Origin of the sequence: Gemmobacter nanjingensis, from assembly GCF_014652195.1 — a bacterium.
In the GTDB taxonomy this organism is placed as follows: Bacteria; Pseudomonadota; Alphaproteobacteria; order Rhodobacterales; family Rhodobacteraceae; genus Gemmobacter; species Gemmobacter caeni.
Genome location: NZ_BMYI01000001.1, coordinates 235,052 through 250,807, shown reverse-complemented (window position 1 = coordinate 250,807; position 15,756 = coordinate 235,052). Strand labels below are relative to the sequence as shown.

General features: G+C 67.9%; 14 protein-coding genes and 1 riboswitch. Of the genes, 5 read left to right on the top strand and 9 right to left on the bottom strand.

The genetic code is table 11. The annotated features are described in order from the left end of the window. Window positions 1–35 precede the first annotated feature (35 nt). From cobJ to IE126_RS01245, 7 genes are all read right to left on the bottom strand, one after another. On the bottom strand, window positions 36–767 hold the full coding sequence (gene cobJ / locus IE126_RS01275) for a precorrin-3B C(17)-methyltransferase (protein WP_189379966.1): 732 nt from the start codon (window positions 765–767) through the stop codon (window positions 36–38). After that, window positions 764–1,489 carry a precorrin-2 C(20)-methyltransferase gene (gene cobI, locus IE126_RS01270; RefSeq protein ID WP_189379965.1) on the bottom strand — a complete coding sequence of 242 codons (726 nt, stop codon included), beginning with the start codon at window positions 1,487–1,489 and terminating at the stop codon, window positions 764–766. Before cobI ends, cobJ begins: the two co-directional genes overlap by 4 nt. A gap of 3 nt (window positions 1,490–1,492) precedes the next feature. Then, a complete protein-coding gene (locus IE126_RS01265) occupies window positions 1,493–2,122 on the bottom strand; it encodes a precorrin-8X methylmutase (RefSeq protein WP_189379964.1) in 630 nt (209 codons plus the stop codon). Continuing rightward, the gene (cobG, locus tag IE126_RS01260; protein WP_268245796.1) at window positions 2,106–3,254 is read right to left on the bottom strand and encodes a precorrin-3B synthase; all 1,149 of its coding nucleotides are present in this window, start codon (window positions 3,252–3,254) and stop codon (window positions 2,106–2,108) included. The genes IE126_RS01265 and cobG overlap by 17 nt, the downstream gene beginning before the upstream one ends. Window positions 3,255–3,376: 122 nt before the next feature. Next, the gene (gene cobN, locus IE126_RS01255) at window positions 3,377–6,610 is read right to left on the bottom strand and encodes a cobaltochelatase subunit CobN (protein ID WP_189379962.1); all 3,234 of its coding nucleotides are present in this window, start codon (window positions 6,608–6,610) and stop codon (window positions 3,377–3,379) included. A 3-nt stretch (window positions 6,611–6,613) separates the two neighbouring features. Further along, window positions 6,614–7,648 (bottom strand): cobalamin biosynthesis protein CobW, encoded by a 1,035-nt coding sequence (gene cobW / locus IE126_RS01250; RefSeq protein ID WP_189379961.1) that lies wholly within the window; start codon window positions 7,646–7,648, stop codon window positions 6,614–6,616. Next, window positions 7,645–8,028 carry a DUF1636 family protein gene (locus IE126_RS01245; RefSeq protein WP_189379960.1) on the bottom strand — a complete coding sequence of 128 codons (384 nt, stop codon included), beginning with the start codon at window positions 8,026–8,028 and terminating at the stop codon, window positions 7,645–7,647. Before IE126_RS01245 ends, cobW begins: the two co-directional genes overlap by 4 nt. 89 nt (window positions 8,029–8,117) lie before the next feature. Continuing rightward, window positions 8,118–8,311: riboswitch (cobalamin riboswitch) on the bottom strand. Between the two features lie 143 nt (window positions 8,312–8,454). On the opposite strand from IE126_RS01245, the gene cobO reads away from it, so the two are divergent. From cobO to IE126_RS01225, 4 genes are all read left to right on the top strand, one after another. Beyond that, window positions 8,455–9,093 carry a cob(I)yrinic acid a,c-diamide adenosyltransferase gene (cobO, locus tag IE126_RS01240; protein ID WP_189379959.1) on the top strand — a complete coding sequence of 213 codons (639 nt, stop codon included), beginning with the start codon at window positions 8,455–8,457 and terminating at the stop codon, window positions 9,091–9,093. A 292-nt stretch (window positions 9,094–9,385) separates the two neighbouring features. Then, on the top strand, window positions 9,386–10,828 hold the full coding sequence (locus IE126_RS01235; protein WP_189379958.1) for a cobyric acid synthase: 1,443 nt from the start codon (window positions 9,386–9,388) through the stop codon (window positions 10,826–10,828). A gap of 52 nt (window positions 10,829–10,880) precedes the next feature. Then, window positions 10,881–11,900, top strand: coding sequence for a CobW family GTP-binding protein (locus IE126_RS01230; protein ID WP_189379957.1), 1,020 nt, complete (start codon window positions 10,881–10,883; stop codon window positions 11,898–11,900). Between the two features lie 3 nt (window positions 11,901–11,903). Further along, window positions 11,904–12,503, top strand: a complete 600-nt coding sequence (locus IE126_RS01225; protein WP_189379956.1) for a DUF1345 domain-containing protein — start codon at window positions 11,904–11,906, stop codon at window positions 12,501–12,503. Between the two features lie 12 nt (window positions 12,504–12,515). Here the strand turns inward: IE126_RS01225 and parE are convergent, their stop codons facing one another. Together parE and IE126_RS01215 are read right to left on the bottom strand one after the other, a co-directional pair. Further along, entirely contained in the window at window positions 12,516–14,471 is a 1,956-nt protein-coding gene (gene parE / locus IE126_RS01220) for a DNA topoisomerase IV subunit B (RefSeq protein ID WP_189379955.1), read from the bottom strand. A 111-nt stretch (window positions 14,472–14,582) separates the two neighbouring features. After that, window positions 14,583–15,212: a glutathione S-transferase family protein gene (locus tag IE126_RS01215; RefSeq protein ID WP_054300959.1), complete on the bottom strand. Its 630-nt coding sequence runs from the start codon at window positions 15,210–15,212 to the stop codon at window positions 14,583–14,585. Between the two features lie 149 nt (window positions 15,213–15,361). Between IE126_RS01215 and IE126_RS01210 the strand changes: the two genes are divergently transcribed. Then, on the top strand, window positions 15,362–15,736 hold the full coding sequence (locus IE126_RS01210; RefSeq protein WP_189379954.1) for a hypothetical protein: 375 nt from the start codon (window positions 15,362–15,364) through the stop codon (window positions 15,734–15,736). The last annotated feature ends 20 nt before the right edge of the window (window positions 15,737–15,756 follow it).

The following is a 15,756-nucleotide window of genomic DNA, read 5'->3' as shown; positions in this document are numbered from 1 at the left end:
ATATTTGGGCCAAGATGAAACTGCGGCGCGGTGCATCAGGCGGACCTTGGGGTGTAGATGTAGGGGCCGATGCGGCGGGTCGCGGAATTGCCCACCAGAACGACCGTGCGCATGTCGGCCATATCCTCGGTCGCCTCGGCCAGCGTGACGGTGAGGAGGTGTTGTTCCGGCGTCGAGACCGCGCGGGCAAAGGTGATCAGCCGCGCGGGGTCACAGCATTCGCGCAGGATCTCCAGCACGCGGGCAAACTGGTGCGGGCGGGATTTTGACCGGGGGTTGTAGAAGGCCATGGCGAAATCTGCCTCGGCGGCAAGGCGCAGGCGGCGATCGACCAGCGCGAAGGGCTTGAGGTTGTCGCTGAGGTTGATGGCGCAGAAATCATGGCCCAGCGGTGCCCCGGCGGCGGCGGCGGCGGCCAGCATCGCCGTGATGCCGGGCAGCACGGTCACCGGCACCAGCGCAAGGTCGGGCCGTGCCTCCAGCGCCTCGAACACCGCGCTGGCCATGGCGAAGACGCCGGGATCGCCCGAGGAGACCACGACGACCCGCGCGCCCTTTGCCGCCATTTCAAGCGCATGGGTGGCGCGGTCCAACTCCACCCTGTTGTCCGAAGGGTGCAGCGTCAGACCCGGACGCGGCACCACACGGGCGACATAGGGGATGTAGCCCACCACATCAGTGGCCTGATCCAGCGCCGCCGCGACCTCGGGCGTGACCTTCTCCGCCGCGCCAGGGCCAAGCCCCGCGATGATGACCGTGCCGGTCATTCCGCGATTTCCGGCCGGCGGCCATGGCCATGAACCAGAACCACCGCGAAATAGGGACAGTCGGCGGTATCCACCTCGGCCAGCGGCGCGATGCGCTGGCCCGGCATGGTGCCGCGTTCGACCAGCCAGGCCTCGGACAGGCGGCCCGCGCTTTCCAGCGCGCGGCGGATCTTCGGCAGGTTGCGCCCGGTCTTCATCACCGCCAGCGCATCGGCGCGCTGCATATGCGCCACCAGATCGGGTTCGGGCAGGGTACCCATCAGCACGCTCAGCACGTCGTCGCCCCAGGTGATGGGCTGGCCGGTGGCGTGCCAGCAGCCCGCCATGCCGGTGATACCGGGGATCACGCTGACCTCCACCCGGCCCTTCAACCGGGCGTAGAGGTGCATGAACGAGCCGTAGAAGAAGGGGTCGCCCTCACAGAGCACGACCACCTCGCCGGGCAGGCTGGCCAGCCGGTCGGCCCAGGCGTCATAGAACCGTGCCAGCGCCCCGATATATTCGGGGCTGTCGAAGGGCAGTTCGGTGGTGACCGGATATTCCATCGCATATTCGGTGACACCGGGGGCGAGCATCCCCTCGACGATGCTGCGGGCCTGACCGCGCCGCCCGGCCTTGCGGAAATAGGCGATCTGGCTGGCGCCACGCAGGGCCCGGTCGGCACGGACCGAGATCAGGTCGGGGTCGCCGGGGCCAAGCCCGGCACAGATGATGCGGGCCATGGCCTATTCCTTCCGGCTGGCAAGCGCGTTGACGGCGGCGACCGCGATGGCCGAACCGCCAAGCCGCCCCTCCACCGCCATGGCCGGGCAGGGCGGGGCTGCCATCAGTGCGGCCTTCGATTCCGCCGCGCCGATGAAGCCGACGGGGCAGCCGATGATCGCGGCAGGGCGTGGGGTGGCGGGGTCTTCCAGCAGATTCAGCAGGTGGAAAAGCGCGGTTGGCGCATTGCCGATTGCGATGATCGCGCCTTCCAGATGCGGCCGCCACAATTCGACTGCCGCAGCACTTCGGGTATTGCCCATGGCGCCCGCAAGCTCCGGCACCTCCGGGTCATGCAGAGTGCAGATGACCGCATTGCCCGCAGGCAGGCGCGGCCGGGTGATACCCTCGCTGACCATGCGCGCATCACAAAGGATCGGGGCACCCGCCTCCAGTGCCGCCCGTGCCGCCACCGCCATGCCGGGGGTGAAACGGATGTGCTGCTCCAGCCCCACCATCCCGGCGGCATGGATCATGCGGACCGCGACAACCTCCTCCTCCGGCGTGAAGCGCGCCAGATCGGCCTCGGCCCGGATCGTGGCGAAGGAATGCAGATAGATCGTGGCGCCATCGGTTTCATAGAGGTGTGGCATCGGGGTCGCTCAGTCGTTCGGGCCGGGCCAGGAGCGCGGCGGCGGTGGTATGGGAAAGCGCCGGCGCATCGGCGCGGCCATTGCGGATGAGGGCAAAGCCCTCGGGCGTGGCGGTCAGGGTGAGGGGGGCGGGGCCGGGATGGGCACACCCCTTGGCGCAGCCCGAGACATGCGTGAGCCGGTCCAGATGCGGTGCAAGCTGCCGGGCCAGATCACGCACCGGCCGATGCGCCTGCCCGCAACCGGGGGCACCGGTGCAGGCGATGACGCGCAGCAGCGGGTCGTCCGGATCGGTGAGCAGGCCGGGCAGGTCCGGCGCCTGATCGGCGCCCTCCACCAGCAGCATGCGCCAGGGCGTCACCCGCAGCGCGCCGGACCGCGCCAGCGTGGCAAGCGTTCCGGCCTCCATCTGCCCGAAGGCAAAGCCTACCAGCACGCCACCCGGCACCGGGCCGGGGCGGGGCTCAAATTCCTGCGCTGTGGTTTCGATCCCGAAGCCCGGCGGCAGGGCACCGCTGCGGATCAGTGCCGCCATCCGGCCTCGCCCGCCCTGTACGCCGCCTGCGGCCAGAAACCAGCGTGCCAGCGCCAGCGCCTCGGTTGCCGCCGTGTCCGGCGGAACCGGCTTCGCCAACGCTGTGCCATCGGGGCGCAACAGCAGCGCGTCGCCATGCCGCTCGATCCGAATGTCGGCGGCGGTGGCCTCCAGCACCCGCGCCGCGCCGGTATCGACTGCGAAGCCGAACTTCCCCGGCAGGTCCGGCGCATCCGGCGCAGCCAGAGCCGCCGTCAGATCCGCCGCGATGCGCAGCGTCAGCGCGTCGTGAAACGGCTGCACCACGATGTTGCGGCGCGTTTCGGTGGCCACATCGGCGTCGATCAGCCCCAGACAGCGCAGCCCATCCACCAGCGCGGCATGGCTGTCCTCGCGGACCCCGCGCAGCTGCACATTGGCCCGCGCCGACAGGTCGATCCGCCCGTTGCCATGCTCGGCGGCCAGCGCCGCGATGCCTGCCGCCTGCGCCCCACTCAGCCGCCCCAGCGGGGGCCGCACCCGGACCACCAGCCCGTCGCCCGAGGCCATCGGACGCAGCGCCCCCGGACACCAGCCCTGAATTTTGGGGCCCGATATTTTCGGACCCTGGATACCCGGCTCGCTTTCATCTTGGCCCAAATATCCTCGGGGGGAGGGGGCGTAGCCCCCGCGGGGGGCAGACAGCCCCCCGGCGACCGGGGCGCCTTTGCCGACGCCGCTCATGCCGCACCCTCCAGCCAGGTTGCGATGGAATTGCGCCGCGTCACCCACAGCCCTGCCGCATGCAGGGCGTGAAAGCGGTCGTGCAGCGCGGCCAAAGCCTCGGGGTTCTCGCGTTCCAGAAACGCCACCACCTCGGCCCGGCCCAGGGTTGCCTCGTGGCAGAGGTCGAACAGATGGCCCGGCACGGCGCGGGTCAGATGGGCGAAGGCAGCAAGGTGATCCACGGTCGCCACGATTTCCGCCGCGCCGCGAAAGCCGTGGCGCATCATCCCCTCGGCCCAGCCTGCATGGGTGGCGCGGGCGCGCACCACGCGGGCGATCTCCTCGCCCAGCAGGCGAGCCTGCGGCCGGTCGGGGCGGGTGGCGTCCAGATGGTAAAGCGGCACGGTCCCGGCGCCCAGCCGCGCCAGCGCGGCGGCAAAGCCGCCCTCATGCGCGGCATGATCGGCGGCCAGCAACAGGTCGGTTTCGGGCAGATCCTGCACATGGGCGAAGCCCTCGGCCCCGCGCAGCCGCGCCTCCAGCGCCGCCCGGTCGGGGGTCACCGCGCCCTGCTCGTCGATGGCCCATTCCGAGGCGTTCAGCCAGGCCTCGCCCGCCGCCGCGCGGGCGGCATCGGAATAATCCTCCAGCGCGGCGCCCATGCCGGTGCCGTAAAGGCCCGGCTTCGGGCCAAAGACGCGGGGGCCGGGGGCGGAGGCATAGGGGTTCTCATCCTCGTCCCGGTCGGCCAGCGCGCCCACCGCCTGCTGGAACAATTGCGCAAGCCCCGGAAAGACATCGCGGAACAGGCCCGACACCCGCAACGTCACATCGACGCGCGGGCGGCCCAGAAGGGCGGGCGGCACGATTTCAAACCCCGAAACACGGGCCGAACCTTCGTCCCAGCGCGGCGCCAGCCCGGCCAGATGCAGCGCCATGGCAAATTCCTCGCCCGCCGTGCGCATGGTGGCCGACCCCCAGAGGTCCACCACAAGCGCGCGCGGGTAATCGCCCTGATCCTGCAAATGCCGCCGGATCAGCTCTTCCGCCAGTTTCACTCCCTGCGCATGGGCGGCGCGGCTGGGTACGGCGCGCGGATCGACGGCATAAAGGTTGCGCCCGGTCGGCAGCACGTCCAGCCGTCCCCGCGCCGGGGACCCCGATGGCCCCGGCGCCACATGCCGCGCGTCCAGCGCCGTCAGCAGCCCCCCGGCCTCGCCCTCAGCCGTGCCATAGACATGCAGCCCCTCGCCATACTGGCTTTCCTTCACGTCGCAGACGAAACGGTCAATGCGCACCATCGCCTCGGCAGCCGAGGCATCGGGGGCAAGGCCCAGATCGGCCTCGACGCCCGCCGCCTGCGCCTCGGCCCGCAGATCGGCCACCAGCCGGTCGCGGCGCGCGGGGTCCAGCCCGTCGGCGGTGGAATATTCGTCCAGCAGCCGCTCCAGCCGCAACAGCGCGGGGGGCGTGCCCGCCTGCATCAGCGGCGGCGGCATATGGCCCAAGGTGACCGCACCGATGCGGCGCTTGGCCTGCGCCGCCTCGCCGGGATCATTGACGATGAACGGGTAGATCACCGGCAGATCGCCCACCAGCGCCTCGGGCCAGCAGGCATCGGATTGCGCCACCGCCTTGCCGGGCAGCCATTCCAGCGTGCCGTGCGCGCCGACATGGATCAGCGCATGAAGCCCCTGCGCCCGCAGCCACAGGTAGAAGGCCACATAACCATGGCAGGGCACGCGGCCAGTGTCGTGATATTCGCCATCACGCAATGCCGCCGTGCCGCGTTCCGGTTGCAGCGCCACCAGCGCCGCGCCCCGACGCAGCGCCCGGAAGCGGAAGAACTGGCCCTCGCAAGCCGGGTCATCCTCGGGGGCGCCCCATGTGGCGTGCAGGGCCGTTTGCAGCGGCGCGGGCAGGGCAGCCAGCGCGGCGCGATAATCCGCCAGCGGCCAGTCGAGCATTTCGGCCTGAAGCGCGCGGCCCAGATCCGTGCCGGGCGTCACCGCGTAGCCCGCGCTGCGGAGCGTTTCCACAATCGCCTCTGCCGAAGCCAGCGCATCCAGACCAACGGCATGGGCAAGGTTCCAGCCCTTGCCGGGATAGGTGGACAGCACCAGCGCCAACCGCCGTTCCGCCGCAGGCGTGGCGCCCAGCCGATAGCGCGCTGCAACCTTGTCGATCACCGCTGCCACGCGGCCCTCGTCAGCGCGATGCACGAAGCGCGAGAATTGCAGGTCAGGGTCGCGGGGGCTGGGTTGCTTGAAGCTGACCACCCCGGCGAAGATCCGGCCATCGACCTCGGGCAACACGACATGCATGGCCAGATCGGCGGGCGACAGCCCGCGTTCTGCGGCCGCCCAATCCTTGCGCCGCGCGGTCGACAGCGCCACCTGCCAGACCGGACAGCCAGTGGCATCCAGCGGCGAATGACCAGCCTCGCCCCTGGCGGAAAAGGCGGTGGCATTGATCACCGCCACCGGCTGCGCGGCGTGCAGCGCCTCGGCGACCAACGCGGCATGCGGGCCTTTCAGCGAGGGGGCGAACAGGCCGAAAGCCCGGAAACCCCGCGCCCGTGCCGCACGGATCAGCACATCCACCGGGTCGGTATCGGCGGCGGTCAGGTAAGACCGATAGAAGGTGACGGCGATCAGCGGCGCTTCACTTTCGGGCGAGGCAATGACGCCCCGGTCAGGGCAATACCAGCCACTATCGGGCAGGGTCTTGGCCCCGGCCACCGGCGCCATGTAAAGCCCCGCCGCCAGCGCCAGTTGCGCCAGCGCCGCCAGCGCTGCCACCGCGCCGCCCGCGTCACACAGCACAGCCAGACGGCGCAACGTGCCGCTGGGCAGGGTAGAAAGGTCGTCCAGCCGCGCATCCGGCCGCCCGTCGGCGGGCAGCACCGCCAGCGCGATGCCCTTGCGTCGGCACAGATCCTGCACCGAGGCGAGGCCATAGGGCCAGTAGCTTTCACCGCCGATCAGCCGGACCAGAATGCCCTTCGCCCCGGACAGCGTCGCCTCGACATAGGTATCGACCGACACCGGATGGCGCAGCGCCACCAGATTGACCAGCCGCAGCGAAGGCACATCGCCCGCCGCTTTCGCCCGCTGCCATCCTGCCGCGAAAGCGCCAAGGTCGCTGTCGGAAAACGACAGAACCACCAGATCCGCCGGGCTTTGCCCCGGATCGAACGGCGTGTCGGTCTCCTCCAGCCCGTGACTTTCGCGGAAGACGACGTGCAAGGCTCAGCCCTCCAGCACGGTGCGGATGGCGGCTTCGTTCACCTTGTCATGCTCGGCGATGACCACCAGACGGGTCGCACGCGGTGTGTCGCCCCAGGGGCGGTCATATTGTGTCCGTACCCGCGCGCCCACGGCCTGCACCAGCATCCGCATCGGCTTGCCCGCTACGGCGACATAGCCCTTCACGCGCAGGATGTCCTGTTCGCGGGCCAGCCGGATGATCGCGGCTTGCAGCGCCTCAGGGTCCGCCACCTCGCCCAGTTCGATCACCACCGTGTCGAAATCATCATGTTCATGGTCGTCATGGCCATCGTGATGGCTGGGCCGGGCGGCAAGGTCGTCTTCGGCCGCCGCATTCAGGCCCAGTACGACACGCGGGTCCACCACACCTTCCGAAACGGGCAGGATCGGCAGCTTGCGCGGCGCCTCGGCCTCGATCACCCCGCGCGCGGCGGCCAGACCGGCCTCGCCCGCGAGGTCGGCCTTGGTCAGCAACACCAGATCGGCGCAGGCGATCTGATCCTCGAACACCTCGGACAGCGGGGTTTCGTGGTCAAGACTGTCATCGGCGGCGCGCTGCGCCTCCACCGCTGCGACATCGGAGGCGAAACGCCCCGCCGCCACCGCCTCGGCATCGGCCAGCGCCACCACGCCATCCACCGTGATGCGCGAGCGGATCGCGGGCCAGTCGAAGGCTTTCAGCAGCGGTTTCGGCAGCGCGAGGCCCGAGGTTTCGATCAGGATATGATCGGGGCGCTGCGGCATCGCCATCAGCGCCTCGATCGTCGGAATGAAATCCTCGGCCACGGTGCAGCAGATGCAACCATTCGCGAGTTCCACGATATTCTCCACCGGGCAATTCGCATCGGCGCAGGATTTCAGGATCTCGCCATCCACCCCCACGGTGCCGAATTCATTGACCAGAACGGCCAGCCGCTTGCCCTGTGGGTTCTGCATCAGATGCCGGATCAGCGTGGTCTTGCCCGAACCCAGAAAGCCGGTGATCACAGTGACGGGGACTTTGGTCAGATCGGTCATTCGGCGGCTTCCTGTGTTGCGTCAGAGTGGAATGGGGGGATGCGGGCAAGGCATTGCTTGCGGAACACCTCGGGCCGCTCGCGCCAGGGCACAACTCCGTCAGCGGTTCCGGCAAAGCGCGTGGCGCCGTCCAGAATGGCAGCGACATGGGTATCAGGGTCCAGCCGGCCATAGACATAGGTCCATTTGCCGGGGGCAGAGAGCGCGACCGCACAGCCGTTGGAACAGGCCGACAGGCATTCGACCCCGACGATGCGCACGCCTTCCGGCGCGCCTGCTTGCGCCAGCGCCTCGTGCAGCACGGCACCGGGGCGCGGCGCGGCGGGGTCCACCCCCTCGCGCCGGCAGGTCAGACAGACATGGAGCGTGGTCTGCGCCATCGGATCATCCCTTCCTTGGCAAAAGGGATGCAGGCGCGGAAGGGGTGACAGGCAGTCACCTCTGCCGGTCGCGGAACACCCCGTCCGCCCGTCAAAACAGATCGCTGGCAGGTCTCCCGGCTTGCGGAGTGGATTTCTCCCCGACCCCGACCTTCCCGGCTGTTTGCCAGTGGTATGGGGTCTCTCCGGTCACGGTCGCGGGGGCGGCTGCGCTTGGCCCTTGAGCCTGTCGCATTCCCTTTTCACCTGCCTCGCGGCAGGAACCAGCATGGCCCGCTTGTGCCACATCCCCCGGCGAAGTCAAGCGCGGCCCGCGCCGCTTCGGCGGGCAGGCGCGACATGGCGCGCGCCGCGCGCGGGCCGTCGCTTCGCGGCTTCCGATGGACAAGGGCCACCGCTATGCTGCCCCGCGAACAGGAGGATACGATGCAAGACACTGCCCCGCAGACCGAAGTTCCGGCCGAGGATCTGGCCCGCCATGCCGCCAAGATGGCGAAGAAGAAAGCCGCCCGTGACAAGATCATGGCGACGAAAGAAGGCGAAAAGGGGCTGCTCATTGTCCATACCGGCGCGGGCAAGGGCAAAAGCTCCAGCGGGTTCGGCATGATCCTGCGCTGTATCGCCCATGACATGCCCTGCGCCGTGGTGCAGTTCATCAAGGGCGCCTGGGATACGGGCGAGCGGCGGCTGATCGAAGAGAATTTCGCGGGTCTCTGCCAGTTTCACGCCATGGGCGAGGGCTTCACCTGGGAAACCCAGGACCGCGCCCGTGACATCGCCATGGCGCGCAAGGGCTGGGAGAAGGCGAAAGAGCTGATCCGCGACCCGGAGATCCGCTTCGTGCTGCTGGACGAAATCAATATCGCGCTGCGCTATGATTATCTGCCGCTGGACGAGGTTCTGGACTTCCTGCGCGACGAGAAGCCGCCGATGACCCATGTCTGCCTCACGGGCCGCAACGCCAGGGAAGAGCTGATCGAACTGGCCGATCTGGTGACCGAGATGGCGCTGGTGAAGCATCCGTTCCGCTCGGGGATCAAGGGCCAGAAGGGCGTCGAGTTCTGACCGGCCGGGGAGGGGGCTCTGCCCCCGTCGCTGCGCGACTCCCCCGGGATATTTAAGGCCAAGATGAAAGCAACGAGATGTTAACCGAATCGCGGCAGGTTGAAGGGGCGGAACAGGGAGGGATCCCGATGGCCGTCCAAGGTGAAAGCGCCGCGTCTCTGCCGTGGAAACGGCCCGGGATGCGGCGCCCAAATCGGGCTGGGTGCCATTTCATCTTGGCCTTAAATATCCCGGGGGTGAGGCCCGCAGGGCCGAGGGGGCAGCGCCCCCATCCTGTCCAGGGAGAGGCGCGATGACGGCGCTGATGATCCAGGGGGCGGGGTCCAATGTCGGCAAGTCGATGCTGGTCGCGGGGCTTTGCCGGGCAGCGCGGCGACGCGGTTTGAAGGTGGCGCCCTTCAAGCCGCAGAACATGTCGAACAACGCCGCCGTTACATCTGATGGGGGCGAGATCGGGCGGGCGCAGGCGCTTCAGGCTCTGGCCTGCGGGCTGGAGCCGGTGGTGGATATGAACCCGGTGCTGCTGAAGCCGGAAAGCGAGACCGGCGCGCAGGTGGTGGTGCAGGGGCGGCGGCTGACCACGACGCGGGCGGCGGATTATCCGGCGCTGAAGCCACGTCTGATGGGGGCGGTGCAGGAAAGCTTTGCCCGGTTGCGGGCAGCGCATGATCTGGTGATCGTCGAGGGGGCGGGCAGCCCCGCCGAGGTCAACCTGCGCGCGGGCGATATCGCCAATATGGGTTTCGCGCGGGCGGCGGATGTGCCGGTGGTATTGGCCGGGGACATCGACCGGGGTGGAGTGATCGCGCAGATGATCGGCACGCAGGCGGTGCTTGACCCGGAGGATGCTGCGATGATCGTGGGGTTCCTCATCAACAAGTTCCGGGGCGATGTGCGCCTGTTCGATGGCGGTTACCGGCTGATCGCGGATCGCACCGGCTGGCGTGGGTTCGGAGTGTTGCCGTGGTTTGGCGATGCCGCGCGGCTGCCCGCCGAGGATGCGCTGGACCTGCCACGCGCGCGCGGCGATGGCGCGCTGCATGTGGTCTGCCTCGCGCTGTCGCGGATCGCCAATTTCGATGATCTGGACCCGCTGGCGCAGGAGCCTGCCGTGCGGCTGACGCTGCTGCCCACCGGGCAGCCCATTCCGGGCGACGCCGATCTGGTGATCCTTCCGGGCAGCAAATCGACGCGCGGCGATCTGGCCTTCCTGCGCGCGCAGGGGTGGGACATTGATCTTGCCGCCCATGTGCGGCGCGGCGGGCATGTGCTGGGCATTTGCGGCGGGTATCAGATGCTGGGCCATGTGGTGCGTGATCCCGAGGGGATCGAGGGACCGGCGGGCGAAACGCCGGGGTTGGGGCTGCTGGACATTGAGACGGTGATGACCCCGGACAAGCGGCTGACCCGCACCCGCGCCACCCATGCCGCCACCGGCCTCGATGTCGAGGGGTATGAAATCCATATCGGGCGCAGCGACGGCCCGGCCCGTACCCGGCCGTTCGCCTTTGTCGAGGGCGCCCCCGAAGGCGCGGTCTCGGCTGATGGCCGCATCATTGGCAGCTATCTGCACGGGCTGTTCCGGGCCGATGCCTTCCGCGCGGCCTTCCTGCGGGGCCTCGGGGCCACATCGGCGCTGGGCTATGAGGCCACAGTCGAGGCGACGCTGGACGCGCTCGCCGATCACATGGAGGCGTATCTGGACGTGCCGGGTCTGCTCGCGCTGGCGCGCTGACTTGCGCGCAAGGGGCGGTGCGGCTACCGATGGGCGGGAACAGGAGACCCGCATGACCGACCGCATCCCCGTCACCATCCTCACCGGCTTTCTGGGCGCCGGAAAGACCACGCTGCTGAACCGGCTGATGACCGAGCCGGGCTTTGGCGATACTGCGGTCATCGTCAATGAATTCGGCGCGGTGGATGTGGATGGCGGGCTGATGGAGGGCGTGGGCGACCGCGCCTTTGCCTCCTCCACCGGCTGTATATGCTGCACGGTCTCGGGCGATGTGCGGCTGACGCTGCTGCGCCTCAAGGATGAGGCGGACAGCGGCAAGGGCCCCGCCTTCAGCCGCGTGGTGATCGAAACGACCGGCCTCGCCGATCCTGCGCCGGTCATGCAGACCTTCATGACCCATGACATCATGCTGGACAATTTCGTGCTGAACGGCGTGGTGACGGTGGTCGATGCCGCCAATGCGACCGAGGCGCTGGACCGATATGACGAGGCGCGGCGGCAGGTGGGCGTCGCCGATCTGCTGGTGATCTCGAAAACCGATCTGGCGGACCCGGCGCCGGTGGTTGAGCGTCTGACCGCGCTCGCCCCAAATGCCGGGGTGGTGACCGCCGCCGATCTGACTGCCGAACGGCTGTTTTCGATTGCCGCCTACGATATGGCGGGCAAGCCGCCGGTGGTGGCGGAGTGGTTGCGGTTCGCCAGCACCGGCCACCATCATCACCATCACAGTGCCAACCACCATGGCGGCAGCGTCACCGCCTTCTGCTTCATGGCCGATCAGCCGATCGAGGCGAGCGTGATGCAGATGGCAATCGGCGCGTTGCAATCGACCTATGGCCCTGATCTTCTGCGTCTCAAGGGGCTGGTGGAATTGCAGGAACTGCCGGGACGTCCCACGGTCTTCCATGCCGTGCAGCATATCCTCAGCCCGCCGCGCAGCCTGCCCGGATGGCCCGAGGGGATGGCGGGATCGCGGCTGGTGATCATTGCCGCCGGGCCGGGGCGCAACCAGTTGCCCGCGATGATGGCCAGCTTCCTGCCCGAGATGCGGCAGGTTGGCGAGGGTTGGTAGCCGATGTTCGCCCGCCACCGCCGCTTTGTCCTTGCCTTGATGCTTGGCGTGGCGCTGGGCGGTGCGGGCTGGCTCTGGGGGCTGAGTGCCGCACGCGCCGTGCTGCTGGCGGCCGACAGCGCCTTTCTGGTCTATCTTGGGCTTGTAGGCCTGTTTCTGCGCGGCATGTCGCCCGAGGATCTGCGCCGCCATTCCGAACTGTCGGACGAGGGGGTGCCGCTGATCGCGGCGCTGGCGCTGGGCTCGGTCGGGCTGAGCCTTGGCGCCATCGCGCTGGCGATGAATCACGGTGGCCCGGTGGAAGTGGCGCTGGCCGTCGCCTCGGTGCCACTGGGCTGGACGGTGCTGCATGTGCTGGCGGCGTTCCATTATGCCGCGCTTTGGTATGACAAGGGTGCGAAGGGGCTGAGCTTTCCGGGCAATCAGATCCCCGGCCCCTGGGATTTCCTGTATTTCAGCTTCACCGTGGGCATGACCGCGCAGGTCTCCGACGTGATTGTCGAACGTGCCGCCCTGCGCCGTCTTGTGCTGGCGCATGGGGTGGTGTCGTTCTTCTACAACACCGTCATTCTGGCGCTGGCGGTGAATGTGGCGGTGGGGTGAGGGGAAGCCCCCTCACACATCCAGTTCCTCCACGAACCGCGCGTTTTCCTGAATGTACTGGAAGCGCAGTTCCGGTTTCTTGCCCATCAGCCGTTCGACCAGATCGCCGGTTTCGCCCGGTTCGTCCTCGTCGATGCTGACGCGGATCAGGGTGCGGGATTTGGGGTCCATCGTGGTTTCCTTCAGGTCCTTGGCGTCCATCTCGCCAAGTCCCTTGAAGCGTTGCACGTCGATCTTGCCCTTGCCGCCAAGGCCCTTTTCCAGCCAGTGTTCTTTTTCGGCGTCATTGGCGACGTAGAGCCGTTTGGCGCCCTGCGTCAGCCGGTAAAGCGGCGGGCAGGCGAGGTAGAGGTGGCCCTTGTCGATCAGCGGGCGCATCTGGGTGAAGAAGAAGGTCATCAGCAGGCTGGCAATGTGGGCACCGTCCACATCGGCGTCGGTCATGATGATGATCTTGTCATAGCGCAGATCATCAGTGCGGAACTTCGTGCCCATGCTGACACCCAGCGCCTCGCAGATGTCGCGGATCTCGGCATTGTCGGCCAGTTTGTTCGAGGCCGCGCCCAGCACGTTCAGCACCTTGCCGCGCAAGGGCAGCAGCGCCTGATATTCGCGGTCGCGGGCGCCCTTGGCAGACCCACCGGCCGAGTCGCCCTCGACGATGAACAGTTCCGTCCCCTCGCGGCTCTTGGCGGAGCAATCGGTCAGCTTGCCGGGCAGGCGCAGGCGTTTGGTCGCAGATTTGCGCTGCGTTTCCTTTTCCTGCCTGCGGCGCAGCCGTTCCTCGGCGCGCAGCACAAGGAAATCGAGGATCGCGCCTGCCGATTTGGTGTCATTCGCCAGCCAGGTGTCGAAATGGTCGCGCACCGCGCCCTCGACCCATTTTGCGGCCTCCTCGGTGGACAGGCGGTCCTTGGTCTGGCCCACGAATTGCGGCTCGCGGATGAAGCAGGACACCAGCGCGCAGCCTCCCGCCAGCAGGTCGTCGCGGGTGATCTGGTCGGCCTTGCGGTTCTTCACCAGCTCGCCATAGGCGCGCACGCCCTTCAGGATCGCGGCCCAGAAGCCCGCCTCATGCGTGCCGCCCTCGGGGGTGGGCACGGTGTTGCAATAGCTGTGGATGAAGCCGTCGCGCGCGGGCGTCCAGTTGATCGCCCATTCGACGGAACCGGGAACGCCGTATTTCTCGGTGAAGCTCACCTTACCGGCGAACGGCTTTTCCGAATAGGTTTCAACCTTTTGCAGGCTTTCGCTCAGGTAATCCGCCAAGCCGCCGGGGAAGTGGAAGGTGGCCTCTTGCGGGGTTTCGCCGTCTTCGATGGCGGATTTCCAGCGGATTTCCACGCCCGAAAACAGATAGGCCTTGGACCGCACCATCTTGAACAGCCGCGCGGGTTTCAGCTTCAGCGAGCCGAAGATCTCGGGGTCCGGGTGGAAGGTCACGGTGGTGCCGCGCCGGTTGGGGGCGGCGCCCAGCTTTGCAATCGGCCCCTGCGGGACACCGCGCGAGAAGCGTTGTTCGTAAAGCTCTTTGTTGCGAGCCACCTGCACGATCAGGGAATCCGACAGCGCATTCACCACGGATGAGCCCACGCCGTTCAGGCCGCCCGAGGTCGAGTAAGCCTTGTTCGAGAATTTCCCGCCCGCGTGCAGTACGGTCAGGATGACCTCCAGCGCGGATTTTCCGGGGAATTTCGGATGCGGATCGACCGGCATGCCGCGCCCGTTGTCGCGGACGGTGACGGAATGATCCTCGTGCAGTTCGACCTCGATCCGGTTCGCATGGCCCGCCACCGCCTCGTCCATCGAATTGTCGAGGATCTCGGCGACAAGGTGATGCAGCGCGCGTTCATCGGTGCCGCCGATATACATGCCGGGCCGCTTGCGCACGGGCTCCAGCCCTTCCAGCACCTCGATGGAGGAGGCGTTATATTCTTCGGGCTGGGCGGCGAACATGTCGGTGGGCATGGGCTGCTCGATTCCTCTTCGCGGGCTTCTTTGGTGCGGGATTAGACCATTCGGGCGGGCGGGGCGCAAGCTGTTGCGTCCCGCCCGTGATGTCACCGCAGTTTGTAGGCCTCAGGCGGGTTCCGCCGACCGCGCCTGCCACATGGCCTGAAACGCCGGCCGGGCCTGACAGCGGGCCAGCCAGCTGGCCGTGGCGGGATGCGCCTCCATCAGCGGCTTGTGGCCCTGGGCATAGCGCAGGCATTCGGCCACCATCAGATCGGCGACCGTGAAGCGGTCCGACAGCCAGTCGCGGCCGGTCAGATGCGCCTCCAGCCGGGCAAGCCCGCGGGCCAGCTTTGCAGCCTCGGCCTCCACCACCTGCGGATCTTGCGATTGCAGGATCGCCAGGGAATGCGGTTCGATCGCGGTGGCGGCGAACAGCGCCCAGTTTTCGCTGGCCGACAGTTCGGCCTCGTCCTTCGGCGCCAGAGGGCCACCGGCGCGGCGGGCCAGATGCAGACAGATCGCGAGGCTTTCCGTCAGTACCAGATCGCCGTCGACCAGCGCGGGGATCTGGCCGATGGGGTTCACCGCCAGGAACCCGGGCGAGGCGGTGTTGACCGGCGCATCGGCGGCACCGGGATCGGGCAGGCGGTAGGCCTGAATCACCGGAACATGGGTGAAGGGCGTGCCTGTTTCGGCCAGAAGCCAGAGCGGGCGCGAGGCGCGGGAGCGATAGCAGCCGTAAAGCGTGATCAAGGCGATACCTCCTGAAGGGATATCCCTTCATCCGATGCGCGGGGCAGATTCGGCAACCGTCTTGCCGGAATCGCGGTTTGGGGGCAGGATATCGATAGGCGCCCGGATTTTACGGCGTCTCAAATCTTTTGCATCTGACGAGGTTTTTCATGACTGGCTTGATGACGGCCGCCATCGCGGCCCTTGCGGCATTGTTCTATCTGGCCGCAGCACTTTTCCTGAAAGGATGGGGGCAGATCCCGGTCTGGGTGACGCTGGCCGGGGTTGTGGTGACGCTGATCATCGCCTCGGCGCTGGAGATGGAGGCCCTGCGCCGCGCGCGCTTTGCCGAGGTCGTGCTGCTGATCATCTGCACCGAGGTGACGCTGGCGCTGATCCTGTCGCGATTCCTGTTCCGGGATGGCTTCTCTGCCGTGGAGTTGTGCGGGCTTGCCCTGATGCTGGCAGGGGTTGCGCTGCTGCTGACCGGGGGCGGGCACGGCCATTCCGAAGTGGTGAAAGCGGTGGAAAGAAGGGTGGGCTGATGGCCGGAATGTAAAGCGCG

Bases quoted from the DNA above. Each gene is read 5' to 3' on its own strand.
- cobJ (WP_189379966.1), bottom strand. From the start codon at position 767: ATGACCGGCACGGTCATCATCGCGGGGCTTGGCCCTGGCGCGGCGGAG.
- cobI (WP_189379965.1), bottom strand. From the start codon at position 1,489: ATGGCCCGCATCATCTGTGCCGGGCTTGGCCCCGGCGACCCCGACCTG.
- IE126_RS01265 (WP_189379964.1), bottom strand. From the start codon at position 2,122: ATGCCACACCTCTATGAAACCGATGGCGCCACGATCTATCTGCATTCC.
- cobW (WP_189379961.1), bottom strand. From the start codon at position 7,648: ATGACCGATCTGACCAAAGTCCCCGTCACTGTGATCACCGGCTTTCTG.
- IE126_RS01245 (WP_189379960.1), bottom strand. From the start codon at position 8,028: ATGGCGCAGACCACGCTCCATGTCTGTCTGACCTGCCGGCGCGAGGGG.
- cobO (WP_189379959.1), top strand. From the start codon at position 8,455: ATGCAAGACACTGCCCCGCAGACCGAAGTTCCGGCCGAGGATCTGGCC.
- IE126_RS01235 (WP_189379958.1), top strand. From the start codon at position 9,386: ATGACGGCGCTGATGATCCAGGGGGCGGGGTCCAATGTCGGCAAGTCG.
- IE126_RS01230 (WP_189379957.1), top strand. From the start codon at position 10,881: ATGACCGACCGCATCCCCGTCACCATCCTCACCGGCTTTCTGGGCGCC.
- IE126_RS01225 (WP_189379956.1), top strand. From the start codon at position 11,904: ATGTTCGCCCGCCACCGCCGCTTTGTCCTTGCCTTGATGCTTGGCGTG.
- parE (WP_189379955.1), bottom strand. From the start codon at position 14,471: ATGCCCACCGACATGTTCGCCGCCCAGCCCGAAGAATATAACGCCTCC.
- IE126_RS01210 (WP_189379954.1), top strand. From the start codon at position 15,362: ATGACTGGCTTGATGACGGCCGCCATCGCGGCCCTTGCGGCATTGTTC.